Below are 22,096 nucleotides of genomic sequence, written 5' to 3'. Positions count from 1 at the left end.
AATCAATCAGTCTGAGGGATCAACTATATCGGATTCGTGGCACTTCCCCAGCCGTGGGCAACACAGTACAAATGCAGTATCTGGGTGGCTGGTTTTGTCTGTGCGGCTGGGCTTTTGCAATTGCTGGCAGTGTTCCCGATGTTTGCAGTGGTGCTGCGAGGCAGCACCGGGAACACTGCTGAAACAAACTATCTCAACGAAATGGAGTGAATCCCTATGTTCTCAAATTACAGACTTCAGCAGTTATTGGTGCTTGTCGGTTTGTACGCCACCATCGGCATCGTGGTCTCGAACGCGGTCGGTGATGTGTTCCTCGGCTTCGGCCTGGCGACCATCGGCTGCATCATGCTGTACGCCGCTGCCGTCGAGCTCACTAAGTGATGCCCAACAAGCCCGGAGAGCCCGAGGTGCCCTAAAAGCACTTCGGGCTCTTTCGTTTTTCTCAGGAGAATCAATCCTGGAGAACTCCGGCCCCCAATAAACCACTAACCCAGGGCTGGAATCCACGCTCCCAGTGGCGGCTTGAGGAAGATCAGCAGCGCCACGAGTAGTGCCAGCACACAGACCACCGCAAGGAACAGGATTGAGATCGGCGCCATATGCTGGCGCGGAGACACGGGCAATCCGAGCGGAGAAAGACCCATCGCTGCGCGACGGGCATTGAGATCCACCATGCTCTCCCCTGCGGCAAACCGGGTGTGCGCCCGGTCCTGTTCCGTTTCACTGACCCGGAATTCGCTGGACTCGGCATCTATCACTGCATCACCCACAGCCGCCGCCGCCGGCCACGCTCCCCTGTTGAACTGGCTGGGCGGAGGGACATGGCCTCCCGCCGCGGACACGGCGGCTTCCGCCAGGCGCAGCTGTTTGCGCCTAACCCTCGGGGCCTGATCTGTCTCAGATGCCGCCATCACTGATTCGTTTCCCTCATTGCTGTCTCTACGTTCCGCCGCATCGTGCCTGGGCTGTACCGCTAGCGGATCGGCCGGCCGGACCTGATCTTCTCTTCGGCCTGGTGCTTCTTTACCCGTGCCCGGATGTTGTCCCGGGAGGCAACAGCGCGCTTCTGCGTCACGTCGATCGTCTCGGGCAGAACACCGTCGGTGTCCAGGAGCGCGGTGCGTTCGGCAAGCGCGTACGCCTGCCCCATCTCCAGTACGGTGGCAGTCTCAGCCACAGCACCGAGCTTGTCGGCAATCTTTTTCAGCGAGCCTTCGAGCCTGGCCTGCTGTTCGAGCAGGGCCGCGGTCCGCTTCTCGATCACATCAGCCTTGGGATCGTTGGCCCGGAATGCCTTCACAGCGTGTGCGGTGTACTCGTCGGTGGCGAGCTCCGTACCCAGCGCCGCAATGGCAAAGGCTGTCACCAGGCTGAACTGTGAGAGGTCCCTGGCGAAGTCTTCCCCAAGATGAGGCTTGAGCATCTCGCGCATCTGCTCGATCAGGACACGGGGGAAATATTTGAGATTGACGCTCGGACCTTCGAACGTCAGGCCGCCACCCTTGCGCGGAATTACCGGGTGCGCAGCTGCCTGGTGAACAGGAGCGCGGTCCGGCTCTGCAAAAGCCTCTGCATCGTCGAACTCTTCGACCTCGTCTGCATCATTATCAGCATCAGCGGCTGCGGCCTCTGCTTCTGGCCGATGCGCTGCCTTTTGTGAGTCCTGCTCCACCTGGGACTGTTCATCGGTAACTGCATCATTGTCGTCGCTGCCCTCGGGGAGCTGGGGTGCGGGCTCCGGTGCGGTCCCGGCAGGATGTGAATCCGCCGGAGTGCCGGGCGATGTCACCGGCGCCGGCGCGGCCGCAGCGTTGCTGCCGCCCTTGTTTCCGGCAGCACCCACCCTCCCGGGTAACACAATGTCGTAGTCGGTAGTAGGTGCCTCGTACTGGTCCAGCAGATCGTCGAATGAGCTTCCCATGATTTAGGCCCTGGCCTCTCCAAGTTCGCCGTCTTCGGGATCGAGCAGGTAGTTGTCACCGCGGGTCAGGCCCATCAGCGAATCAAAGCCGGTGACAGTCACCCGTTCCAGATTCGCGACGTTGGTGGAAAGTGATGCCACATGGTCAATCAGCTGGGCGAGCCTGGCGATCTCCAGTGTGGGCAGATCGTAGTCACCATTTTCACGGCGGATCTTCTCCTCGACGGCCTGTTCGATATACGCGTTCTCCGAGATGCCGTGCTTATCAGCCCAGTACTGAGCGCGCTGGTCCGTGTCCGGATGAAGCCTGACAGGACGCCTCACCCGCGAGACCTTGTCTTTTGCGGGCTCTTTGACCGCGCTGGGTTTCTGCCTCGAACCTGGGCCGCCTCTGTCTCGCTCTGGACCGCCGGCATCTCCGAGACCAAACGGAACAGCGGGCAGCGCATCGATCCCAGTAAGGCTGGAAATATCAGTCACGGTCACACCCACTTTTCTAGTTTGTACTCATTTCTAAGCAAATTCTAACAGAGGCAAAAACGCCATGGGCAAGCCATGGCCGGGGGAACCACTAGCACTCATGCAAGCCATCCCTTCTCCCTGGAAAAGAGCTGTCACCATGTCCCTGACCCTCAACATCACCAATGCCGATACCTTCCGCAGCCGCGTGGCTGCTGTCCTGGAGGCACTGTCCAAGCAGGGCGTCAGCGCCGATGCCATCCACGCTGAGTTCGTCGGCGCCTGCGCTGACACCGCCAGCGCTGAAGCTGCCTGGAACCGGCTGCACGAGCTGGACAACCCCACGGCGGCCGAGCTGGGGCTTTACGCCAAGGTTTTGCGGGTGAACACCACATGGCTGCTGACCGGCGACGTACGCTTCATCAACCCGGCACTTATGGCCGGCACCTGCCTGTGCCCGATGGTGCCCGAGAAGTACCACTTCGTGCACTACGGAGCTACCGAGCCGGGATCCATGTACGAGTACAACCCGGACTGCCTGGTGCACGGAACAGCAGTGTCTCCTGAGCTCCTTGAGCGCAGTGCCCTGTTGGATCTGATCCTTGGTCGAAAGTTGCCCAAGCCGGCCATCGACCTGTCGGTGCCGGCTCCCCGCGGCAGCGGGCTCTCGGTGCTTTAAAACAGCGGGCCCTCGAAGAGCAGAGTATCGCAGTGAACGCCCTTACAACTCCGGCACCTGCACCCGCTTCTGAGACGCAGCAACATGTGTACCCGGAGCGCAGGGTGCTGGTCACCGGATCACGAGACTGGGCCGGGAAAAGACAGATTGATCAAGCCTTGGACACCGCACTGGCCCTGTTGCAGGTGCCCCTGACGCTGGAGAACACAGTGCGGCTGGTTCATGGGGATGCCAAGGGCCTGGATACTCTGGCAGCGCAGGTCGCGGCCGCCCGCGGCTGGGCAATCGAAAATCACCCTGCGCAGTGGGATCAGCACACGGATGCCTGTCCAGCCTGGCATGTCACTCCGGTTCCCCAGCCGACCTGCAAGATGGCGGGCCACCGCCGGAACCACGAGATGATTTCGCTCGGCGCCGACCTGGTGATTGCCTTCCCGACCGGGGACGAAGCATCGGGCCGGTCACGGGGAACCTGGGGCTGTGCCCGCGCTGCCATGAATGCCCAGCTGTCGACGGTCGTCCTGTGGAAGGAAAGCCTCCACCCCTGGGGACCAAAGGCAACTCAGCTGCTCCTCGCCGAACGCGTTGCCGCATTCATTGATCCAGCACTTCACACCACGGACCCGGTGAGGCTCGGAACCCTGTCACCAATTCCGTTCTAACGACCCGTCCTGGGCACAAAACACCCCGTGGGCTCCCGTGAGCCTACGGGGTGTTCTTTTTCCGGTGCAAAGGCCGCAGCACAGCTGCGGCCGGGAATTGGCGTGATCAAGCAAGCCAACCACACCCGAAATGAGACCAGTCATGACTACCGGATCTGCACCAGTTCCCGGGCAGCAGAACACCACAGGTGGAACGCGGTATGCGGAACCCACGACACAGCAGGCCGAGGAAGCTGCTGCCTTGGTGTTCCTGGCGGCAACCAAGAAGGCACTGCGCACCCATGAGCACATCTGGGATGTCCAGCTGGAGCTGGAGGTCTCCTACACAGTTCACAACCAGCGCCTGTACCGCGTGCACGCCACCACCAGGACCGGCGAGAACATCACCGGCAGCGCCGGACACTATGTCCACCCGGCCAACGGCACACCCGAGACAGCCGCATGGAGCATCGCCCGCGACGCCCGCAGTGCAGCCGCCAAACGCCGGGAAACACCAGCGGCCCTGGTGCCCGCCATCGGGACAAATACGACGGAGCATTCCCAGAAATCCGCCTAACCAAAGGGCAAACACCGACGTCCAAGACCAGTCCTCGAACCCCGTGGCGCTCATCTGAGCTCCACGGGGTTCGTTTTTGCGGCCAAGGGTCACAGCACAGCTGCGACCGGGTGTCGGACTAAGGAACACCGCCCGTTGCGCTATCCCCATTCATTTCCCAAGAAGGAGATCCCGATCATGTTCAAGACCCTGATTGAAGCCCCCGAAGCTGAAGTAGCCCGCCTGGCGCAGGCGCCTGTCGGCTCTACCAGTCATGCGCTGAGCCTGATGCCCGTGAACATCCGCGGCAATGTCCAGGACCTGCTGATCGAGCTTCCGTCGCTGCCTGGCGATCCGCAGCACACCATCGTCGTAGTCCCCACAGAGAGCCACCGCTACGCCAGAGGTGCAGAGTCCGAGACGATGCCCAGGCGCCGCTACGACTGCACCTGGACGTGCATCGTGGTCGCTTCCGACCACCCCAGCTACCCCGTGCAGGGCTACCGGATCTCGGTACCCGAGCACCAGCTGGTGCGCGGCACGCTGCGTACCCTCGCGCCCTAAGGGCATGCCCGCCTCACCACGACCATCAACAGAAAGCGAGCACCTCCCCATGAGCATCCAAAGCGAAGGCCGGCAGCTCGTGATCGGGATTCTCGGCAGGAGGCGTGCAAGGTGCGTCAGCGCCGGAGTCCACACGGCCGCTCACTGCAAGGCATGCGGAATTCACGACAACACAACCCCACAAAACACGGCGCCCAAAGGAGACCCGAAACCATGACCACCACCAGCAAAAGCGAAAATGCGACTCAGGAAGCTTCCGCCAGGACTGCCTCCGTGACGCTGTTCAGGAAGAGCGGCAAGTACTACACGATCGAAGACTGGCGGGTGCCGGAGGGTGCCATAGGGCCCGAGGACATGCGTCGAAGCCCTGATTTCCGTCGGATCGACGGTGGGCTGGTGCTCGTGGATGCCGACGCCGCCAACGAGTTCCCGGATGCCGAGAACTGGGGCTTCCCGCACCTGTTTCCGGCCGAAGGGGAGTGACGGACCATGAGCGCAAGTTCAATCAGAAGATGCAATGAAATGCTCGCCCTGGCCAGGGCCGGCGCGATCATCTGGTGGCGTCGTGATGGCTTCCACGAGGAGCCTTTCCGGGACGTCGAACCCAAGTGGCATGTGCTCACCGGAAGGCTCTCGCACCACAACACCCCCGAAATGCTGCCCATCGAGGATCCGGTCTGGCTGGCCCTGTGCGGCTACAAGAAGGGTTTCGACGAGCGGATTTTCGAGGAATTCCCGAGGCTGACCAAGAGAGCCCCAAAGAAAGACACCAGATGCCGCAGGTGCGCTGGCGATCTGCCCGCCCACCGCGAGCAGATCGCTGCAAACAGGCTGAAGCAGGATGAGGATCAGGACCCACAATCCGGAACAAGGGAGGCGGCCGATGGACTACCCGGTTGAGCCTTCATCCCCTCCTTTCCATCCCTATGATGCCCTGCTGGTTCGCCGGTGGGGCATCTTTTTCTAAGAACGTGCGGCTGAGCGCCCCAGCCGTCCCAGCAAAGCTGGGATCGGGATTTTCGGTGACAAGGAAAACTACCCGCCTTCACCGGAAAGCCGAGGATCCGCCATGAGCACTGCCACCCTCTCCCCCGACACCATGACCGCTGCGCTGCCGTTTGATTTTGATGGATTCAGCGCCGCCATGGCGGAAGAACAAGCCCGGGACGCCGACCGGAAGCTGTGCCAGGAATACCTGGGCAACTGGGCGAACAACTTCGGCAAGTCGGACGGACAAAAATCCGTCAAATTCGAGGCCTTCACGAAGGCCGCGGCACGCCTCGCCAGTACGAACTGACACAAACGCCACCCAGCCGCACACCCAATCCCTGAACACGACTACAGAACAGGAACACAACCATGAACGTCACCGAAGACCGCCTGGCCCGGGCAGCACTTACCCGCCTTTTCGAGCCCAATGACCGCACCGGCCGTGCCCTGGTTGGCCACCATGGCGCTCCTGTAGCGCTCAGTATTGCCACCGGCGCAACCCCAGCGCTTCCGTTCATCGGGGTTACAGCCGAGGAACTAGCTGACGGCCTGAAGCGCTGGGCCTCCCGCATACCCGACCTGCGGCCTGAGCAAGACCTGGCCAACATCCAGCGGCTGGACGGAGGATTCCTCACCCCTGATGACGAGCAATGGCCCGCCGCCCTCAACGACCTTGCAGACGCACCTCTGGGGCTCTGGTACCGCGGCCAGATCGAGCCGGGAATCCCGGACATCGACAAGTCTGTGGCGCTGACCGGGTCCAGGGACAGCACGAGCTATGGAGCATCCGTCGCCGGCGACATGGCCTACAGCCTGGCCCAGCGTGAAATCTGCATAATTTCCGGTCTTGCCTACGGCATCGACGCAAATTCTCACCGAGCCGCGCTTGCTGGAAGCACTGGAAAGCTCCCGGCTACCATCGCGGTTCTGGCCGGCGGTCTGGATCGGGACTACCCGGCCGGCAATACTGACCTCGCGGCGGCGATCCGTTCCAAGGGCGGACTGACGGTCTCGGAATTGCCTCCCGGATCGGCTCCAACCCGGTATCGCTTTTTGCAGAGAAATCGCATCATCGCTGCCTTGGCCGGAGTGACCTGCGTCGTGGAGGCCCGGTGGCGTTCGGGCGCGTTGAACACAGCCCATCACGCCAAGACTCTCGGAAGGGCCGTGGCCGCAATACCGGGTTCCATTCACAGCGCTAATTCCGCAGGCTGCCACCGTCTTATAAGAGAAGATGCCGCAGTGCTGGTCACCGGAGCAGAAGAAGTGGTGGAGCTGCTTACGTCCCGCAGCACCACAAAGCCCGAACCAGTGCAGGAAGGGCTGACTTTGGAAGACCTGATCCTCCTTGACGCCCTGCCCCATCGCTCCACCGCCACGGTGGAGAAGCTTTCGGCCGTTGCCGGCCTAAGCCATGAATCAGTCCGCGGCGGACTGGGCAGGCTCGCGTTGCTGGGACTCGCAGCAGCGGAGCGGGACGGCTGGAAGCGGAGGAAGCATGACGTGCTGAGCAGCTAAAACGCACCTGCGGTGGCCTCTTCCCTATGACAAGAGGCCACCGCAGGCAGCAAGTATCGTGACAGACATCTAGAAAGCGAGAACCAATGGACCCCCTCGAAAGCACATGCCGTGCAATCCAGGCCCGTGACGGACATACCCGAAGCCTTGAAAAGGCAGAAAAATTCATCAGGGCGCTGCCCTGGTACCGCTTCCTGGAACACAACCGCCGACGGGACGAAATAGCGTCATTGCGCAGCTTGATTGCGGACTGTGAAGCTCAAATCAGTTCTGACGGTCTGCTGGCCCTGGCGAACAAAGCCGGGTCTCTGCTGTGGCATGAAGCGGCCGGGAAGGTCATTCCTAACAAGAACCCTTACGGACCCGCCAGTGAGCAGCATTTCGAGGAAATCCTCCGGCTCGTCCTGGAAAACCGCGAGGACTACGACCTGCGGGTCGGCGGACGTACCTTTAGGCTTGCCACCTTGAACGATGTTCTGGCCAAACTGGATGAATCATTCATCAGGTCGAACGTACGGGCAATGATCGCCGAGCGCGCCGCAATTGCTGCCTCCACAGACTTCCTCCATAAGCGCTTCACCGACTTCGAGGGCAACCCGGCAGTGCTCGTCCAGCATGTCGCATCAGGGCTACGGGCCCAGTTCGTGATCACACAACCCGGCTTCGGCAGCGTGAACTCCAAGCCATACGCCATCCAGTCCATCGACCCCAACAGGCCCGGCGAATCCTCTGACTGGATGGAGTATGTGGGGCTGGGCATTGGTGTGAAGCTCTACCAGGAAGGCCACCGCCTGATGCCCGGCGTGCGCTGGATGTCTTCGGCCTACAGCGCCTACTCGCCACCGCTTCGGAAGAAGCTCCACGCCTCCGATCCCTACACCTGGAGCGGCTCCTGCACCTGGTGCGACCAAAAACTCAAGGCGCTGGGCATCTACTCCTGGCAGGACACGAACCAGCAGTTCTTCACCAACCATCCATGAACTTCGGACAGAAATAAGAGCAATCATGACTACCCAGAACACTGCCCAAGCCATCGTCTTCCTCGAAGCCCTTGCCAACATCGTTGAGAAGTCCCCGGCAACCTACAGCACCGACGCCGCCAAGGAGCTCGCCAAGAGCATCCGCAGCATGGCCCAGGAAGTGACCATGGACGCCCGCGTCGATCCTGCATTGCTGGATGTCACCCGCCAGTACGCCACCCTGGACTGGCACAACGAGATCGCCGCGGTACTGATCGACGCCAAGTATCGCGACCAGGTCCATTAGGAAGATCGCAGCAGCATGGACACGACCTGGGAAATGAAGAAGGTCACTCTGGCTGATACATGGGCGCTTGCCTGGACCGGTGCGCTGGCCTTTGCCGACGAATCTAAAAAGCCCTATCTGAAGTTCCGTGCCGCTCTCAGCTATCCGCGTCATTTTGCGTACATTCTTCCCGCGGCTTTGGAGGGCAGCCTCTGGCACAGCAACCGGCGCGTGATGGTCGGCATCTCGGGGACGGGGGAACCGCGCAACGGATACAGCCAATGGATTCTGGCCGGCATGCTCGGAATACTCATGGGACCACTGGGGATCGACCTCAGGTTCCTGATAGCCGTGTTTGTGATCCTCTTCGTGGCCCTCGTGCGCGGGCGGCCGCTCCGGAGATTTAGGGCCTGGTCAGCCATTCGCGCCTGGAAGAAAGAGCTGCATCCTGAGCAGGTGTACGAGATCGTGTATCTGGCCAAGCACCCTGATGAGCCGATCGGTGATGGATTTCGTTTCGCCAAGGCGGCTATATCGAAACTGGTTCCTCCTGGCAGCCCGATCTGCACCATTGCCAGGTCGGAGAATCACGTCGATTTCTACAGGCTCAGTAAGTTCCGTCAACTCCCCTACCGAGGGAAACAAACAGCCGGAATGGCGGCAGTAGCGCCTGCCTAAAGACACACCACCACTACCCCAATGAAGCCCCGCCGGTACGCCGGCGGGGCTTCCCTTTTTTGCACTGCGGAACCGCAAGAACAGATCCCAGCGGAGCTGTGATCGGGGAAACCCCTGAATCGAACATTTTTCGACTACGGAAACGAGAGTGTCATGAATTCCACCATTGTCCGCAAGGATGCGTCCGTCGCTTTCTCCGCACTGACCGTCCACGGCGACGTTGTCTACTTCGAGGACCAGAACGCGCTGGTGATCGTCGACCGGGAAACCGGCCTGCCTGAGCGCCTCAGCGTGAATCTCGCCGCTTATGACCTCACTCCCCGCCCTGGCCATGTGTTCATCAAGGACTGGAGTGAAGGCTCCGGAGTGGCTTCATCGCTGGAGAACGAAGGTGTCATCGAGGTCATCGGCGCCTACCTGGTGGGTCCGCACGCCTCCACCGCCTACGAGGCACGGGTGATCGTCTAAAAACTTCCTGATTCCAGCACAGCTGGGAATCGGGAGGAAATCTGCGAGGGATCTCAGGGAGATTCCGCTCGATGGGTCATTGGCCTTCGGGGTGTTTGGTTTGGTCAGTCATCACGCGACCATAAACGCCCCGCCGTAGCCGGCTTCCCACCGACGCACTGCCGTCATAGCTCAACTGGTAGAGCCCCCCGTGCCTGCTCCTCTGTCTGCCTGGTTCCGGGAATGTCCCAGAACCCGCGGTCTCAGCCGGCAGGAACAACACGGGATGCGTATGGGTGGTTCGAGTCCCCCCTGACGGTTCTGTTTCGGTACCAAACCCCTCCCCTAATCGGCCTGTCGAAAGGAACCCACCATGTCCAGCACCGCACTGAACGAACTTCAGCCCGGCGACAAGGTCACCATCAAGCGCAACCTGGATCATCCTGCGTGGATGATTCAGGGGCCTTACGACCCCTACGAGGGCGCGCACCGTCTGGTGCGCAACCCGGCGATCGCCGAAGAGATCGGCGTCGGCACTGTCACCGAACGCCGCACCCGGACCCAGCACGGCTGGATCACGTCCCGTGACGAGGACGGGCGAATCGTGAGCCACCCCACCAGCTGCGAAAAGACTCTCGTCCGCGTGAGCAACAGCTTCTGGTACGACTGCGCCAACGGATCCCAGGAAGGCTCGGGATCCACTCTCATCGAACCGGTCCGGTAAAGCCACAGCAAAAGATCAAAAGCCTCGAGCAGCACAGCTGCTTCGGAAGAAGAACTGAGAGGACAAGCGGGCACTACACCGCCGCTCCGCTCACACAGATCCAAAAAACTCCCAGCCAGCACAGCTGTCCCGGGACAAATTCTGAAGAACACCAAATCACTGGCCGCCTGGACCCCCAGGACAGCCGACGTCACTCACCTCAAGGAGAAACATCATGTCGAACGCAGCCAACAACGGTACCCTCATCGGCCGCCTCGCAGCAGACCCCAAGATCTTCGGCAACAGCGACGGTTCCAAGAAGGTCCTGTTCACCCTCTACGTGGACCGCGCCTACCGCACCGCCGATGGCAAGACCATCTCCGACCAGATCTCCACGGAAGCCTTCGTGAGCTCCAAAGTCGACGGCATCGGCCCGTTCTCCTACGCACACCAGGGTGACCTCGTGGCACTGGGAACCCACATCGAGCAGCTGCCGTACACGGCCAAGAACGGCGAGATCGCCTACCCGGCGGCCAAGGTCGTCGTGGACAGCATCACGTTCCTCGAGTCCCGGGGAGCAACCCAGGCACGCCTGGCCAAGCGCGCCGTCGCTGCCCAGGGGACCACCACACAGCCTGCTGAGACCCAGACCCAGGCTGTTGAAGAAGGCGCCAACGCCTACGACAACGAATCCCCGTTCGCCGGCGCTGCCAACTAAGCCATCCGGCTCAGCACAGGGCTGCCCTAGACAACCCCGAAGACGGCATTCCCCCGCCGTCTTCGGGGTTTTCCTTTTCCCGCCACAGCACCACTTCCACCAACAAACCCGACAGGGGTCGGAAACACAGAAAGGCAACACCATGGCCCGCTACAGCGAACCGACGAACCGACAGGTTGAGATGGCCCGTGCCCTCCTGTTCCTGTCTGAAACGAAAAAGGCACTGCACAGCCTCAACATCCGAGATGCCGTCCTGAAGCTGGACGTCGACAGCAATATCCGCAACCAGGATCCGGGCCGGTCCGTTTATCACGTCCACGCCACGCGAGGGCTGCTGAGAATCACCGCCCCGGAAGGACGGGCAGTCCACCCCATCACAGACACGCCGTACACCCTCGCCCGCCTGCTGGCATCCGACGCACGAAAGGCCGCGCAGCAGCAACAGGAGACAGAAGCCGCAGCTACCCAGAAACCTGCCGCTGCATAAACAGAACCCAACCACCGCACCTCAAGGAAGAGAAATGACCATCACCCCAGCCCCTTTCCCAGATGACCTCACCACCCGCCTTGAACCGGCCGGCGACCAAACCCAGGCCAGTACCCCGCAACTTTCTGCTGAAGGAGTGGCGCTGACGTGGGAATCGCTGCACAGCGCCATCGCCGCCGCCCTGCGTCGAGTGGACCTTGGAGCACCGCTGTATGTGGCGGCCGACGTGCTCACCGACGAACTCCTCCCATCACTCAAGGGTGTCGGGCGTCCCGCGGCATAAACGCACGAATGAACTGAGAGAGCCAATGCCATGTGTACTCACGCAGCCCCATCACTCCGCCTCGAAATCGAGGCGGAGTGGGGAACAAGAGACAAGAGCCCCTGGGACAACAGACCGAGCTACAGGTTCACACTGCAACAGGAAACCTCGTGGGGATGGACATCGCTGCAATCAGCCGGCGACTTCGACAGCACATTTCATGCCGTCATCGCAGCAGCAGATGCCCTTCGCCAGCTGACAACAGGCTCAGGACCTGAAGCGGCCCCGACGAAAGCGAAACCCTCATGACAACGACCATGGAAGGTGAGGTCCGTTGGCGTAAGCAATGGACAATCGAGCGAAGTCGGGGGCTCAAGCGCACGACGTCCCCACAGCGCGCCCAGGTCCATGTGCAGGCGCTGACTGCCCAGCACGGTTTCAGCGTGCGGGCCATCGCGGATGCCTCCGGTGTAGCTGCCGGGACCATCAGCGAGCTGAATCGCGGCGTCTGTTCAGGCCTAAAAGTATCAACGGAACAGCTGATCCTGGCAGTAACTGCCGACCAGATTCTCAACCGTCCCAACCGTGAAGGATTCGTCCCCAATATCGGAGCTCGTCGCCGCCTCCAGGCTCTCATGGTCATCGGGTACAGACACCGGGACCTCAGCCCGAAGCTGGGCTTCAATAGTGCGCTCGTTCTCAGCCAAGCCGGGAGTTGGATTTCCCAGCGCAAGCACCACAAGGTCAAGGAGGTCTACGAGCTGCTGTGGGCCACGCCTGGTCCAGCACCCCTAACCTCCCGGGTACGAGTAGCCAATCGCGGGTACCTTCCACCCCTGGCCTGGGACGACGAGAGCATCGACGACCCTTCTGCTGAACCGGAAACCGGTGATACTACGAAGAAGGGTGAGGCGCTGGTTGAGGACGTTGATTTCCTTGTCAGGACGGGCGCGACCGCAGAAGAGATCGAGCAGCGTACCGGCACGGAGTGGCCATCCATAGAACGTCAGCTGTACCGCTATGGCCGCAATGACCTCGTCGCAGCAGCCAAGAACGACCAGCGGGACAACGCCCGTCATGGCCGTAAAGGAACCACAGCGTGAGCCGCACACCAAGAAGCCCTTCCCGGTGAACCCGGGAAGGGCTTCTTTTTTGGATTGGCCTACACTGCCGCCAGCGCCGCGTCTTGGCTCGAAGTCCTGCGGTTGCTGCGCTTGCCGGCGGTCGAAGCTCCGGCTTTGCGTTCCACCGTCTCGGCCGCGATGTAGAGGCCCTCCCGGTTCAGATGCCTGGAATAGCTGGAATCCAGGTACAGCGTCGGGAACGAGTCTTCCGAGTTCATCTCGGTAGCCTTGGCCAGCAGCGCCGGGTACAAGGCATCCTTCACAGGGCCCGCTCCCCCGCCGTAGACGTACGCCACTTCAGTGGTGGCACCGACAACCGCCAGAACGCGGCCGAACTGTTCGGCGACCTCCTTGGCGAAGAACGACACCTCTTCCTCCACGAATGAGGCGACCTTGTTGTAGAAATTGCGCTTGAGCGGCGAGGGTCCGGCCTGCAAGTACTCGGCGAGCTGCTTGCGGGAGGTGAAACCGGAGGAGAAACCCCTGTCCTCCATTGCCTTCAGCGCATCGGTGAGGACACTGCCGTAGCCCTTGTTGTAAGTCGTTGAGGCATCAGCGTTGAACTGGGCGGCAGTGAAGACCGGAAAGTTCACCGTGCCTTCCCCGATGTCGATGCCGATGGTGTGCTGGGCTGCCAGGACGTCCTGGGAAGTGATGCCCTCCAGGGCCAAGCCGCGGCGCCGCACGTCGGCCAGCATGGCATCCATCAGTGGCTCACCCTTGGCAGTGATGGCGTACTGGGCCGATGCGCCCTCGGGGATGACCTGCACGTCCACGAAGCGCAGCTTCACCGTGACCGGAGACTCGAAGTTATGCACCGTGACGGTGTGCGTGCCGTTCATGAACTCCGCCGCATAGCTGGTGCGGTGCGACATGTACTCGTTGATGGGCAGAGCCAGGGCCACCCGCACCTGGGCACTGAGAACCTCGTCGGCCGGAGGTAATGCGTTGTTGACGCGAACATAGTCCCGCAGTGCTTTGGCGGCGAACGCGCCCATGACCAGAACCTTGCTGAGCTCCTGGTGGGCCTTGCTGCGGCGTCCCACGACGTCGAACTCGTCGAAGGCGCCCTGGGCGGTCAGTGCGCGCGTGCCGAACAGCCGGCGGTACTGGTCCCCGATGAGGGCTGACGCGAAGCTTACATCGAGCTCGTTGTAGAAGTTGCCCTGCATCCGGGCAGGAGCCTCGGTGTCCGCCAGCGGCAGGGAGTTGGAGCGCGTAATGAGCGCCACGCCGCTGGGCAGGTCGATCTCGTCAACGGTTGCACCGGACTCGCCGGCACCCCGGATCAGGCCTTTGACATAGCCGTTGCCAACGTCGATGCCACCAGTGAGGTTGATGGAGATGGTCATGTGGGTGATCCCTTCGTGGAACGTGAGTGTGGTGCCGCTGCTGAGGTGTTGCTGCGGGAGCTACCGCAAGGTCGAGAAGATGTCGTTAACTTCCATCGGTCCGGACGAAGGCTGCTCCGGATTGGAAGGTGCAGGGAATGAGTCTTCGGCTGGAGCCTGTCGGGAACCATGATCCGGAACGGGTGCCGGTGCTGCCTGCGCAATGCCTGGTTGAACCGGCTTCGGTTCGTCCTGTGGGGCCCGTGCTGCTGGCACTGATGCGGTGACCGGTTGTGCCTGACGCGGTGCAGGAACCGGAACGGGAGCAGCAGCCGGCGGCAACCCCTCCCCCGGGTCGTCGGCCCCGGCCGGCCTTCCCCGCTTGGGAAGCTGTGTCACCGGCTTGTTCATCACGTCGACGAAACCGTTGCGCTCGATGCTCTCGCGGATCAACAGACGGACGGACAGCGACGCATTGTCCTGCAACTCCATCCAGGCCACCACTGCCTCGTCGGCGGCCGGGACACTCACGCGAAATCGGTGGGGCTGCGGCTTTGCTGTGCCCTGAGTACCGGTCATGACACTCCTTTCATCACTGCTTTATGTATATGCGCGTTTTCTGCTCGTTTTCCAGCATAGAGCGCTGTTAGCACTCAGGCAACCCAAGAAAAGGCACGCTACGCCCAAATGTGGACCCGACATGGGTTGAAAACGACCAGCAGCGACAGTTGACCCTGAGCCTGCCCACTTTCGGTCGAGACGCGGGCTGAGAATGGCCCGGGAATGCCCAGGGATGGGCAGGTCACATGCAAGACGTTGGACGAGCGGGGATATTCGTGGTTATGCTTTTGGCGGGCAGTCTGGTCTGCCCTTCTCCAAGTCTGAGTTCCCACGCAACGAAGACGCCGAGGACAACGGTGGCCGATCCAGAAAGCAGTGCCTCTGATCTCTCTCATGAGGGCTTGAACGCGTGGGGTACAAGACCCCGGAAACTGAGATTGAGATGTCCCTCGACAACCACACCAACAACCGTGCGCTCCAGCAGGATGCCAAAGCATGGGCAGCATTCACCGGATGCAATTACACGGCCGCTCTGCGGCAGATGAAGGACCCCCGTGCCCAGGGATACCTGGGAGAACGGATGAGCGCCCGGCAGCTGATCACGACGCTCAAGGATCACATCCTGATCGGTGACGACGGGGACGAGCACGTTCTCGGGGAATGGGGCTTCTACGCTGATGACCCGTTCCAGTTCAACCAGAAAACCGACTATGTCGAGCTGGCACTCACCGCCGACATGCTCCGCATGTTCACTCCCCTTGCAGAATCTGCGACTCCGGAAGTGGGCAGCTATTCACTGAAGCACACAGTGGAGAACTTCCTTCGCCCCCATTTCTCGTACATCACCAATGGCCGGCTTATCTGGGCAGCAGCAGCGTTGGGATTGCCGATCGCAGAGTACGAAAGTGACGGCGGCCCAAACCTACTGGTCGGAATCCCGGAACGCGAGCACGACTATGTACGCAGGGTGGTCCGCAGCGGACAAAATCAGCCACAGGGGCACCATCACCGTCCTCCCGGGTACAAGCACCTGCACGAAGCACTCCAGCGGCTTGATAGTGGAGAGCCCGTCGGGGAACGCTGGGTGCGGTCTTCGCCCAAGGTCGAGTCAGCACCATTCCACGACTGGCTGGTTCTGCAAGCAGACCGGGACGATCCCATCGGTGACATTTCAAAGGATTATGCAGCCGGCGTGCGGGACAGCGATCACCGCATCGCGCGAACTCCTGACGAGCTGATGGAGATTCTCGAAGAGACGGGATACTCCTACGATGCGTACCGGGCCGCCGAGGAGGCTGTCGCGGAATGGAATAAGGTGATAAGCCCACCGACACCCCTCCGGACGCAGCAAATCAGCTCAAGCTCAGCGGACACTGAAGGGTACGGCGCCGGTTCAGGAACCATGGAGCGTTACGAATTCTTCTGCCCCTGTGGCGACGGGAAGGTCGTCGAGGAACATGACAACGCCCCGGGATTCCGCGAACACGATGTGTGGATCGAGTGCGACAAGTGCCGCACTGAATGGCGCTTCCTCAGCGACCGCTCTGTACGTGACTGGGCGCTGGAGCCAGTGCCCCAGCTCCCCGAACAGGACAGTGCCAACTGACCGAAAACCTTTGTTGATCGAGCCTTCAAGCCCGACACCGCGATAGGAACACCCCGCCGGGATCAACCGGCGGGGTGTTTCTTTGTTGCCCAGGGAAGCAGCAAAAGATTCCAGACAAACAGCAAAGTCAGCAGACACGATGGGCTGTTGGACTGCGACCCGACGGTGAGCATGGAGAATGTGTGGGCGGGGAAAGGTTCAGAGAAAAGTGGCTCAAAAAGTTCAGCTGTGTTCTACCGAAGGTTGCGATCGACCATCGGCGTTCACGACACGGAAGAAAGATGCGTGGTGTGAGGAGTGCCTGGCTGGAATCCTCGCCAATGTCGGGCTGGAACCGATTGAAGCTTTCCCCGGCGGTCCCAAAGACTGGTGGCTGACCCGTTGCCTCACCTGCGAAGCTGAGTGCCACTACCGTCTGGACACGCTGTTGGAAAAGCTCGCGTACAAAGACACCGGATGCGCACGGTGTCACTGGGCGGAATGGGCAAAGATCCACGGCGGTGGTTCCGGTCCTGTGAGCGTTGGCACCCAGCAGCAGCTGCTGAATGAGTACGGTTTCGACCCGCTCGGTGAGCTCTCCCCCCTGGCGCCGGGCCATGCTTTGTTGACGAAGTGCCAGGCCTGCGGAATCCAGGCGGCCAGGCGGGTCGTCGATCTCTCATGGGGTTGCCACTGCACCCGCGTCACCCGAACCGGCGGAGTCGGCACCCGTAAAGAGGAAGGGGCGAAGCGGGGTGCCAAGAACCTGTTCATAAATTCCGACAGTCCCGCGCTCAGCTGGTGGAACCACGAAGCCAACCCGGAGGCTGAACTCAAGACAGCCACGGTGAAGGCCACGCGCGAAGCACACTGGGTCTGCCCTGATTGCGATCACCCGTTCCGGGAAAAGATCTTCATCATGGCCCATTCCCCCAGCTGCCCCGCATGTCTGGAGATCGACAGAGCGGAGCTCGACCGGCTTCGTACTGTTCCAGTCAGCGACGTCCCTGCGCTGTTGATCGCCTGGGATGACGAAGATGCTGACCCACGGGACGTCATGGTGGCCGGTAACGGCAGCAACCTGCGTCGCTTCATCTGCAATGCCGGACACCACCCGCGGATGAATCCTTATCGGTTCCTGAGGGATGGATGCTCAATCTGTCGGGGTCTTGCGACACGGAAGCAGAATGGCCGACCAACACTGGAGAGTACCCTTCCGGAGATTGCGGCCCAATGGCATCCCACGTGCAACGGCCACAAAAGTCACTCCCGGAACTGTCGGCCCCAACTCCACGAAACGCTTCTGGTGGAAGGCGGCCTGCTGCGGCCACGAGTGGGAGGAGTCCGTCAGGATCCGCGACAAATACCAGCGATGGCTTTGTCCAAGGTGCAAGACCATACTGCACTCCTTTGGCTGGCAGGACCCGGGCCTTGCTGCTGAATGGAGCCCGGAGAACCCCACTACGCCCTGGCATCTGCGCCCGTTCGCCCAGACGTCGTTCCTCCCCGAATGGATCTGCTCCGTCAACAATGAGCACCGGTGGGAGGCGTCGCTTGCGTCGCGGTCATCCGGCTCAGACTGCCCGGAGTGCCAAATTGCCGGCAAGTCCCGAATCGAACTGGACCACTTCGCGGCCGCCAAAAAGGTATTCGCCAAAGTCCGCTCAGGTGCCGCTGTCCGGGACAAGGCCTTTGTCACCAAGACACGATGGAGCGTGGACATTCTGGCCGAGGATGACGGGACAAAAATCGCCATCGAATACGACGGGGCGTACTGGCACAGGCCCGAAGCAAAGATCTTGACCGACCGATACAAGAGCCTGGACCTCCTCGCGGCCGGCTACCTCGTAGTCAGGCTCCGTGAGGACGACCTGCCCTCCCTGAACGTCATTGATCCGCGGTATATGGAGATGCGGGTCTACTCCGTTGCCCCGCAGGCGGAAAAGATAATCGCCGAGGTGGACCAGTGGCGCCGAGGCGTCGTGGTCAGTAATGCAGCGGGGATTGTCCCGGCCTAGCCCTCAGCCAGGGATTCGGTGGTTCTTCGCCGTCGGCTGGTTCAACACCTTTTGAAAGCCTCTACACCCATAGACGCAAGACCAATCGGTGGGCGCAGGTTTCGTGTTCGATTTCGTCTTTAGTTACGTTGCGTTTCGTTACTTGACGAAAGACGCTAAGATAAAAAGATGAGTGAAAACTTCGTCGAAGCACGCATTTGCCGCTTCCCGGGATGCAAGCGTCCCGCTATGGCCTCTGAGGCCGGCACCGGCCGCCCGCCTGAGTACTGTGACGATCCCGCACACACCAGGGCCTCAGCCTGGCGTGCCCGACAGGGGCTACGTGAGGACACCAGCCGGGCCACCGAGACACGCCCCGTGGATTCCGCACGCCAGCGGGCGAGCGAGATAACCGGCCAGGTGACGGGGATGATCGAGCACCTCGGACAGCAGCTGACAATGCTGGTTGAGGAACTGCGAACGGTGGCGGACCCCGAAGCTGCAGAGGCGCAGATCGAGTCAGTAGCAAGCGAGGCCGCCGAGCAGGTCGCTGCCGCGAACGCTCGGACCGCCCGTGCCGAGCAGGCTCAACGCCGGGCCGCCGCCGAGAAGGATGAAGCTGACGCTGCGGCCGAGGAAGCAACGCGAAAGTGTGAGGAACTGACCGGGGAACTGGCCGCCGTCAACGCCGAGCTGGCCACCGAGCGCAAGGGGAACAGTCAGCTTACTGCTGAACTATCCCAGATCCAGGCGGCTGCTGCAGCCGAGAGAGAGCAGGCACAGGCCCAAGCTACGGAGCTGAGGGCCGATATTGAGTCCGCACAGGTACAGCTAAGGCAGCTCCAGCAGGAGCGTGACGCAGCGATCAAACGGGCCGAGAGTGAGGAGAAGGCCCGGGCCGAGGCAGAACGGCGTGCTGGCGCCGCCGAGAACCACGCCCAGGCAGAGACGGAGCGCGCTGATCGTGGTGAAGCCGCCACGGAAGACGCGCGGGGTCAGCTTGAGAACACCCGGAGCGACCTTGAGCGCACCCGTGAGGCTATGGCTGACCTGCGCGGGAACCTAGCAACGTTGACCGCCGAACGGGATGCAGCCAGAGCCGACATTGAGCGTGAACGCGCTCATGGAGAGCAGCGTGTTCAGGACCTTCACATCACGTACGGCCGCCAGGTTGACCAACTGCACGAAGAACTGAACCGGACACGTGAGGCAACGGCCAAGGAACGTCGCCGCCAGCGAACAGCAGGAGACGGACAACCCGGGCCGTCACCTGAGCAGCAGCCATAGATCGACGACTGCTCTGGCGGCAGCGATCAGCAGGGCAGCGGCGGAGATCCAGACGCCGGCGATCTGCCAGCTGTTGGCGCGCGGCCGCGGTTGTTCGTCCATGGTTCTCCTGCCTTCCGCTCGGTGAGGGAGAACCATCCTAGGGGCACGGGTCGGACAACGGAGGAGGGTCTGGAAGTCCAGAGTTTGGCCGTGCACAGGATCCCCACAGAGGCCGTGGCGCAGCAGCTGCTCGCTGTGGATGCTGTGGATTGCAGCCGTCCACAGAAAAGTCACGGCGTGCCGTCAGCGCCCGGGCGCGCCGCCCGGCCGGCAAATCGTCACTCTTTGTGCTGTTGGTTTCTGTAGGCGGTGAGGACCCCGACGAAGAACGCGTTCCTGTTGTCGGCTGTCCAAGTGCGGGCCAGCCCGATAATGACCTTCATGTGGTCCTTGCGGAACCGCACCGGCCTGGTCTCCGGCTCGACTGATCCGCGGGCGGGCTTGGTGATGGCCGGCGCCCGGCCGAAGATATCGTTGGCCGGGATCGGGCTGTCAGCGGGTGCGAAGATCTCCGCAAACCTGTTCTCGGCCGCGGCCCAACTGATCGCATTCAGAACAATCCCCGGATACGAGATGTCTGTGCTGTCGTGGTGCTCAGCCATCCATTGATTCAGGTCCTTGGGCAGGTAGAGCGTGACGTGACCTGAGTGTTCTTCTTCGACGGGCTCGATCTTCGCGGCCGCGGTTGGCTTGTTAGCCCGCTCCCCCACCGGTTCGGCGACAGACTGTGCTGCCTTCGGCGCTGCCTCCGCCTGCATTTCGGGCTCCTGTGCAGCCTCTGGAGCCATCTGGCCGGACTGCTGGGCTGTCTCCTCCGGCGCCGTCTCCTGCTTGGTCTCCGGTGCAGCTGCGGGCGCCGCTTCAGGTGCAGGGGTCAGCTGTTCGGGCTGCGTGGGTTGTTCCGGCTGTACTGTCACCGCAGGTTCATCAGCAACGACATCAGGCACGGGTTGCAGCACACGGCGCTTCAGGCCACCAAGGGCACTGAGATCCATCTTTCCGGGGCTGGAGGGCAGGCTCACTTGGCAGCCGCCTCAAGGGTCTCGTCGAGAGCTTCCTCCTGGGCCTGGAGCTCGTGGACAATCTGCTCCGTCAGGCGCATGTAGTCCTCAGCAAGGTTTCCTGCCGACTGCGCGATCCGGGGTTCATCCGAGCTCTTGCCCTTGTTGCGCAGCCGCTCCCAGAACGGTGACTGCGTCGCTGCACGGGCTGCCAGCTCGTGTGCTGCCAGACCACGGAAGCTGGCGTCTGCGTCGGCTGCCACAACGTCGCGGATACTGCCCTCGAATACCGGCGCGATGCCGTCGAGGGACTCCTGGAGCAGTGAACGTGCCTGCTTGTCCACGTTCCTGGCATTGGTGGGGATGCCGAAGAGGATGACCCCGAGCAGCGCCACTGCGGGGTTGTCGTTCTGGACACTGATGATGCGCCTGGCCAAAGACTCCAGGCCGCGGATGGATTTCGGCTCAGGCTTCACGGGAGCGATGATCCAGCGGGAGGCCAGCATCGCTTCCTCGATAGCAGTCCAACCGGCTTCCGACGGAGGCGTGTCGATCAGGACGATGTCGTAGTTGGGAGCAATCTTGGCCAGGGTCCGTGCCACTCCCCCGCGCATCTTGCCCTGACGGGCTGCGTCGCCTTGGAAGGTGTCCATGAGCTGTGCGGTGTGGTTGCCGCCGGCGAGGACATCCAGGCCCGGGCGCACATCCTTGATGGGTGTGGGGACTTTGTCGTAGCGGACGGCGATGTCGAGTGCTTCGCCGCGGTCGTAGCGGTCATCGTTGATGATGCCGAGATTGGTCGAGGTGTCGCCCTGGGAGTCCAGGTCTACGACAAGAACCTTGTAGCCGGCTTCGGCGAGGAGGGCGGCCAGGTTGGTCGTCACGGTCGTCTTGCCGACGCCGCCTTTACCGTTGGAGATGCAGATGGTGCGTCGCGAAGCCAGTTGAACGGCGGGCGACAACGTGTGGGAGGAAGTTGCCGTACTCATAGTGCACATCCTAAATGGGGCCAATGTGACACAGGAGTACATTCAGCGCGTGTTGGAACCATAGTCGACGTAGTTCTGCTCTCTGTTTGATCTGCATTAGGTCTGCATCAGCGTCCACACCAGCGCTGCACCAAGTGCACAGCCATAGATGACTTGCTTTAGTGCGGTGATGGAGTAGCGATGCAGTAGAAGCAAAGTAGGGAGCAACCTGATGTTCACCACATGTGAAGTTACCAAGGGGGTAAGGCGCAGTAGCTGGTCACCAGCATCACGCACTTGATGAACTTTTAGTCGCGCCCATTGCCTAAACA

Annotated in this window: 29 protein-coding genes, 1 tRNA gene and 2 pseudogenes; 24 read left to right on the top strand and 8 right to left on the bottom strand. The window is 61.6% G+C overall.

Annotation, left to right across the window (positions count from 1 at the left end; all coding sequences use genetic code 11):
- The first annotated feature begins 249 nt into the window (after nucleotides 1–249).
- Nucleotides 250–381, top strand: coding sequence for a hypothetical protein (locus ACYQ1Z_RS13905; protein ID WP_459793119.1), 132 nt, complete (start codon nucleotides 250–252; stop codon nucleotides 379–381).
- A 104-nt stretch (nucleotides 382–485) separates the two neighbouring features.
- On the opposite strand, the gene ACYQ1Z_RS13900 is transcribed toward ACYQ1Z_RS13905, so the two are convergent.
- The 3 genes from ACYQ1Z_RS13900 to ACYQ1Z_RS13890 all read right to left on the bottom strand — a co-directional run bounded on the left by ACYQ1Z_RS13900 (nucleotide 486) and on the right by ACYQ1Z_RS13890 (nucleotide 2,245).
- Nucleotides 486–770 carry a hypothetical protein gene (locus tag ACYQ1Z_RS13900; protein WP_459793118.1) on the bottom strand — a complete coding sequence of 95 codons (285 nt, stop codon included), beginning with the start codon at nucleotides 768–770 and terminating at the stop codon, nucleotides 486–488.
- Nucleotides 771–973: 203 nt separating this feature from the next.
- The gene (locus tag ACYQ1Z_RS13895) at nucleotides 974–1,921 is read right to left on the bottom strand and encodes a hypothetical protein (RefSeq protein WP_459793117.1); all 948 of its coding nucleotides are present in this window, start codon (nucleotides 1,919–1,921) and stop codon (nucleotides 974–976) included.
- 3 nt (nucleotides 1,922–1,924) lie between these two features.
- Entirely contained in the window at nucleotides 1,925–2,245 is a 321-nt protein-coding gene (locus ACYQ1Z_RS13890) for a hypothetical protein (protein WP_459793116.1), read from the bottom strand.
- Nucleotides 2,246–2,540: 295 nt separating this feature from the next.
- On the opposite strand from ACYQ1Z_RS13890, the gene ACYQ1Z_RS13885 reads away from it, so the two are divergent.
- The 18 genes from ACYQ1Z_RS13885 to ACYQ1Z_RS13800 all read left to right on the top strand — a co-directional run bounded on the left by ACYQ1Z_RS13885 (nucleotide 2,541) and on the right by ACYQ1Z_RS13800 (nucleotide 12,971).
- A complete protein-coding gene (locus ACYQ1Z_RS13885; RefSeq protein ID WP_459793115.1) occupies nucleotides 2,541–3,059 on the top strand; it encodes a hypothetical protein in 519 nt (172 codons plus the stop codon).
- Between the two features lie 104 nt (nucleotides 3,060–3,163).
- On the top strand, nucleotides 3,164–3,721 hold the full coding sequence (locus ACYQ1Z_RS13880; protein WP_459793114.1) for an SLOG family protein: 558 nt from the start codon (nucleotides 3,164–3,166) through the stop codon (nucleotides 3,719–3,721).
- A 142-nt stretch (nucleotides 3,722–3,863) separates the two neighbouring features.
- The gene (locus tag ACYQ1Z_RS13875; RefSeq protein WP_459793113.1) at nucleotides 3,864–4,277 is read left to right on the top strand and encodes a hypothetical protein; all 414 of its coding nucleotides are present in this window, start codon (nucleotides 3,864–3,866) and stop codon (nucleotides 4,275–4,277) included.
- A 177-nt stretch (nucleotides 4,278–4,454) separates the two neighbouring features.
- Nucleotides 4,455–4,820: a hypothetical protein gene (locus ACYQ1Z_RS13870; RefSeq protein WP_459793112.1), complete on the top strand. Its 366-nt coding sequence runs from the start codon at nucleotides 4,455–4,457 to the stop codon at nucleotides 4,818–4,820.
- A gap of 213 nt (nucleotides 4,821–5,033) precedes the next feature.
- Nucleotides 5,034–5,303 carry a hypothetical protein gene (locus ACYQ1Z_RS13865; RefSeq protein WP_459793111.1) on the top strand — a complete coding sequence of 90 codons (270 nt, stop codon included), beginning with the start codon at nucleotides 5,034–5,036 and terminating at the stop codon, nucleotides 5,301–5,303.
- A 39-nt stretch (nucleotides 5,304–5,342) separates the two neighbouring features.
- Nucleotides 5,343–5,720 carry a hypothetical protein gene (locus ACYQ1Z_RS13860; protein WP_459793110.1) on the top strand — a complete coding sequence of 126 codons (378 nt, stop codon included), beginning with the start codon at nucleotides 5,343–5,345 and terminating at the stop codon, nucleotides 5,718–5,720.
- 169 nt (nucleotides 5,721–5,889) lie between these two features.
- A complete protein-coding gene (locus tag ACYQ1Z_RS13855; protein WP_459793109.1) occupies nucleotides 5,890–6,117 on the top strand; it encodes a hypothetical protein in 228 nt (75 codons plus the stop codon).
- A 62-nt stretch (nucleotides 6,118–6,179) separates the two neighbouring features.
- Nucleotides 6,180–7,328 (top strand): DNA-processing protein DprA, encoded by a 1,149-nt coding sequence (gene dprA, locus ACYQ1Z_RS13850; protein WP_459793108.1) that lies wholly within the window; start codon nucleotides 6,180–6,182, stop codon nucleotides 7,326–7,328.
- A gap of 86 nt (nucleotides 7,329–7,414) precedes the next feature.
- Nucleotides 7,415–8,308 (top strand): hypothetical protein, encoded by an 894-nt coding sequence (locus ACYQ1Z_RS13845; RefSeq protein ID WP_459793107.1) that lies wholly within the window; start codon nucleotides 7,415–7,417, stop codon nucleotides 8,306–8,308.
- A 25-nt stretch (nucleotides 8,309–8,333) separates the two neighbouring features.
- Nucleotides 8,334–8,594, top strand: coding sequence for a hypothetical protein (locus ACYQ1Z_RS13840; protein WP_459793106.1), 261 nt, complete (start codon nucleotides 8,334–8,336; stop codon nucleotides 8,592–8,594).
- 15 nt (nucleotides 8,595–8,609) lie between these two features.
- Entirely contained in the window at nucleotides 8,610–9,251 is a 642-nt protein-coding gene (locus ACYQ1Z_RS13835) for a hypothetical protein (RefSeq protein ID WP_459793105.1), read from the top strand.
- Nucleotides 9,252–9,404: 153 nt separating this feature from the next.
- A complete protein-coding gene (locus ACYQ1Z_RS13830; protein ID WP_459793104.1) occupies nucleotides 9,405–9,719 on the top strand; it encodes a hypothetical protein in 315 nt (104 codons plus the stop codon).
- A 160-nt stretch (nucleotides 9,720–9,879) separates the two neighbouring features.
- Nucleotides 9,880–10,019, top strand: a tRNA-OTHER gene (locus ACYQ1Z_RS13825).
- Nucleotides 10,020–10,071: 52 nt separating this feature from the next.
- The gene (locus ACYQ1Z_RS13820; RefSeq protein ID WP_459793103.1) at nucleotides 10,072–10,422 is read left to right on the top strand and encodes a hypothetical protein; all 351 of its coding nucleotides are present in this window, start codon (nucleotides 10,072–10,074) and stop codon (nucleotides 10,420–10,422) included.
- Between the two features lie 214 nt (nucleotides 10,423–10,636).
- Entirely contained in the window at nucleotides 10,637–11,119 is a 483-nt protein-coding gene (locus ACYQ1Z_RS13815; RefSeq protein WP_459793102.1) for a single-stranded DNA-binding protein, read from the top strand.
- Nucleotides 11,120–11,261: 142 nt separating this feature from the next.
- Nucleotides 11,262–11,606, top strand: a complete 345-nt coding sequence (locus ACYQ1Z_RS13810) for a hypothetical protein (RefSeq protein ID WP_459793101.1) — start codon at nucleotides 11,262–11,264, stop codon at nucleotides 11,604–11,606.
- Nucleotides 11,607–11,640: 34 nt separating this feature from the next.
- Nucleotides 11,641–11,889, top strand: coding sequence for a hypothetical protein (locus tag ACYQ1Z_RS13805; protein ID WP_459793100.1), 249 nt, complete (start codon nucleotides 11,641–11,643; stop codon nucleotides 11,887–11,889).
- A 284-nt stretch (nucleotides 11,890–12,173) separates the two neighbouring features.
- Entirely contained in the window at nucleotides 12,174–12,971 is a 798-nt protein-coding gene (locus ACYQ1Z_RS13800) for a hypothetical protein (RefSeq protein ID WP_459793099.1), read from the top strand.
- Between the two features lie 59 nt (nucleotides 12,972–13,030).
- Here the strand turns inward: ACYQ1Z_RS13800 and ACYQ1Z_RS13795 are convergent, their stop codons facing one another.
- The gene (locus ACYQ1Z_RS13795; RefSeq protein WP_459793098.1) at nucleotides 13,031–14,344 is read right to left on the bottom strand and encodes a ParM/StbA family protein; all 1,314 of its coding nucleotides are present in this window, start codon (nucleotides 14,342–14,344) and stop codon (nucleotides 13,031–13,033) included.
- A gap of 60 nt (nucleotides 14,345–14,404) precedes the next feature.
- A complete protein-coding gene (locus ACYQ1Z_RS13790) occupies nucleotides 14,405–14,902 on the bottom strand; it encodes a hypothetical protein (RefSeq protein WP_459793097.1) in 498 nt (165 codons plus the stop codon).
- Between the two features lie 424 nt (nucleotides 14,903–15,326).
- Between ACYQ1Z_RS13790 and ACYQ1Z_RS13785 the strand changes: the two genes are divergently transcribed.
- From ACYQ1Z_RS13785 to ACYQ1Z_RS13765, 5 genes and pseudogenes are all read left to right on the top strand, one after another.
- Nucleotides 15,327–16,490, top strand: coding sequence for a hypothetical protein (locus tag ACYQ1Z_RS13785; RefSeq protein WP_459793096.1), 1,164 nt, complete (start codon nucleotides 15,327–15,329; stop codon nucleotides 16,488–16,490).
- Nucleotides 16,491–16,668: 178 nt separating this feature from the next.
- A pseudogene (locus ACYQ1Z_RS13780) lies at nucleotides 16,669–17,406 on the top strand (hypothetical protein); the annotation flags it as partial.
- A gap of 208 nt (nucleotides 17,407–17,614) precedes the next feature.
- Nucleotides 17,615–18,004: pseudogene (locus tag ACYQ1Z_RS13775) on the top strand (zinc-ribbon domain-containing protein); the annotation flags it as partial.
- 180 nt (nucleotides 18,005–18,184) lie between these two features.
- Complete coding sequence (locus ACYQ1Z_RS13770) at nucleotides 18,185–18,487, top strand: hypothetical protein (RefSeq protein WP_459793246.1); 303 nt, start codon at nucleotides 18,185–18,187, stop codon at nucleotides 18,485–18,487.
- Between the two features lie 408 nt (nucleotides 18,488–18,895).
- Complete coding sequence (locus tag ACYQ1Z_RS13765) at nucleotides 18,896–19,753, top strand: hypothetical protein (RefSeq protein WP_459793095.1); 858 nt, start codon at nucleotides 18,896–18,898, stop codon at nucleotides 19,751–19,753.
- On the opposite strand, the gene ACYQ1Z_RS13760 is transcribed toward ACYQ1Z_RS13765, so the two are convergent.
- The 3 genes from ACYQ1Z_RS13760 to ACYQ1Z_RS13750 form a co-directional block, all read right to left on the bottom strand.
- A complete protein-coding gene (locus ACYQ1Z_RS13760) occupies nucleotides 19,733–19,855 on the bottom strand; it encodes a hypothetical protein (protein WP_459793094.1) in 123 nt (40 codons plus the stop codon). The genes ACYQ1Z_RS13765 and ACYQ1Z_RS13760 overlap by 21 nt on opposite strands.
- 218 nt (nucleotides 19,856–20,073) lie before the next feature.
- On the bottom strand, nucleotides 20,074–20,817 hold the full coding sequence (locus ACYQ1Z_RS13755; protein WP_459793093.1) for a hypothetical protein: 744 nt from the start codon (nucleotides 20,815–20,817) through the stop codon (nucleotides 20,074–20,076).
- On the bottom strand, nucleotides 20,814–21,785 hold the full coding sequence (locus ACYQ1Z_RS13750) for a ParA family protein (RefSeq protein WP_459793092.1): 972 nt from the start codon (nucleotides 21,783–21,785) through the stop codon (nucleotides 20,814–20,816). The genes ACYQ1Z_RS13755 and ACYQ1Z_RS13750 overlap by 4 nt, the downstream gene beginning before the upstream one ends.
- Nucleotides 21,786–22,096: the final 311 nt, after the last annotated feature.

The organism is Arthrobacter sp. AD-310 (assembly GCF_054656615.1).
Note: the sequence above shows the minus strand (reverse complement) of the source record. Positions and strands in the feature narration are given on the sequence as shown.

What these genes read in the sequence shown, in the direction of transcription:
- ACYQ1Z_RS13895 (WP_459793117.1), bottom strand. Translation starts at nt 1,921, where the DNA reads ATGGGAAGCTCATTCGACGATCTGCTGGACCAGTACGAGGCACCTACT.
- ACYQ1Z_RS13885 (WP_459793115.1), top strand. Translation starts at nt 2,541, where the DNA reads ATGTCCCTGACCCTCAACATCACCAATGCCGATACCTTCCGCAGCCGC.
- ACYQ1Z_RS13875 (WP_459793113.1), top strand. Translation starts at nt 3,864, where the DNA reads ATGACTACCGGATCTGCACCAGTTCCCGGGCAGCAGAACACCACAGGT.
- ACYQ1Z_RS13870 (WP_459793112.1), top strand. Translation starts at nt 4,455, where the DNA reads ATGTTCAAGACCCTGATTGAAGCCCCCGAAGCTGAAGTAGCCCGCCTG.
- ACYQ1Z_RS13865 (WP_459793111.1), top strand. Translation starts at nt 5,034, where the DNA reads ATGACCACCACCAGCAAAAGCGAAAATGCGACTCAGGAAGCTTCCGCC.
- ACYQ1Z_RS13860 (WP_459793110.1), top strand. Translation starts at nt 5,343, where the DNA reads ATGCTCGCCCTGGCCAGGGCCGGCGCGATCATCTGGTGGCGTCGTGAT.
- ACYQ1Z_RS13855 (WP_459793109.1), top strand. Translation starts at nt 5,890, where the DNA reads ATGAGCACTGCCACCCTCTCCCCCGACACCATGACCGCTGCGCTGCCG.
- dprA (WP_459793108.1), top strand. Translation starts at nt 6,180, where the DNA reads ATGAACGTCACCGAAGACCGCCTGGCCCGGGCAGCACTTACCCGCCTT.
- ACYQ1Z_RS13845 (WP_459793107.1), top strand. Translation starts at nt 7,415, where the DNA reads ATGGACCCCCTCGAAAGCACATGCCGTGCAATCCAGGCCCGTGACGGA.
- ACYQ1Z_RS13840 (WP_459793106.1), top strand. Translation starts at nt 8,334, where the DNA reads ATGACTACCCAGAACACTGCCCAAGCCATCGTCTTCCTCGAAGCCCTT.
- ACYQ1Z_RS13835 (WP_459793105.1), top strand. Translation starts at nt 8,610, where the DNA reads ATGGACACGACCTGGGAAATGAAGAAGGTCACTCTGGCTGATACATGG.
- ACYQ1Z_RS13830 (WP_459793104.1), top strand. Translation starts at nt 9,405, where the DNA reads ATGAATTCCACCATTGTCCGCAAGGATGCGTCCGTCGCTTTCTCCGCA.
- ACYQ1Z_RS13820 (WP_459793103.1), top strand. Translation starts at nt 10,072, where the DNA reads ATGTCCAGCACCGCACTGAACGAACTTCAGCCCGGCGACAAGGTCACC.
- ACYQ1Z_RS13815 (WP_459793102.1), top strand. Translation starts at nt 10,637, where the DNA reads ATGTCGAACGCAGCCAACAACGGTACCCTCATCGGCCGCCTCGCAGCA.
- ACYQ1Z_RS13810 (WP_459793101.1), top strand. Translation starts at nt 11,262, where the DNA reads ATGGCCCGCTACAGCGAACCGACGAACCGACAGGTTGAGATGGCCCGT.
- ACYQ1Z_RS13805 (WP_459793100.1), top strand. Translation starts at nt 11,641, where the DNA reads ATGACCATCACCCCAGCCCCTTTCCCAGATGACCTCACCACCCGCCTT.
- ACYQ1Z_RS13800 (WP_459793099.1), top strand. Translation starts at nt 12,174, where the DNA reads ATGACAACGACCATGGAAGGTGAGGTCCGTTGGCGTAAGCAATGGACA.
- ACYQ1Z_RS13795 (WP_459793098.1), bottom strand. Translation starts at nt 14,344, where the DNA reads ATGACCATCTCCATCAACCTCACTGGTGGCATCGACGTTGGCAACGGC.
- ACYQ1Z_RS13790 (WP_459793097.1), bottom strand. Translation starts at nt 14,902, where the DNA reads ATGACCGGTACTCAGGGCACAGCAAAGCCGCAGCCCCACCGATTTCGC.
- ACYQ1Z_RS13785 (WP_459793096.1), top strand. Translation starts at nt 15,327, where the DNA reads ATGTCCCTCGACAACCACACCAACAACCGTGCGCTCCAGCAGGATGCC.
- ACYQ1Z_RS13765 (WP_459793095.1), top strand. Translation starts at nt 18,896, where the DNA reads ATGATCGAGCACCTCGGACAGCAGCTGACAATGCTGGTTGAGGAACTG.
- ACYQ1Z_RS13760 (WP_459793094.1), bottom strand. Translation starts at nt 19,855, where the DNA reads ATGGACGAACAACCGCGGCCGCGCGCCAACAGCTGGCAGATCGCCGGC.
- ACYQ1Z_RS13750 (WP_459793092.1), bottom strand. Translation starts at nt 21,785, where the DNA reads ATGAGTACGGCAACTTCCTCCCACACGTTGTCGCCCGCCGTTCAACTG.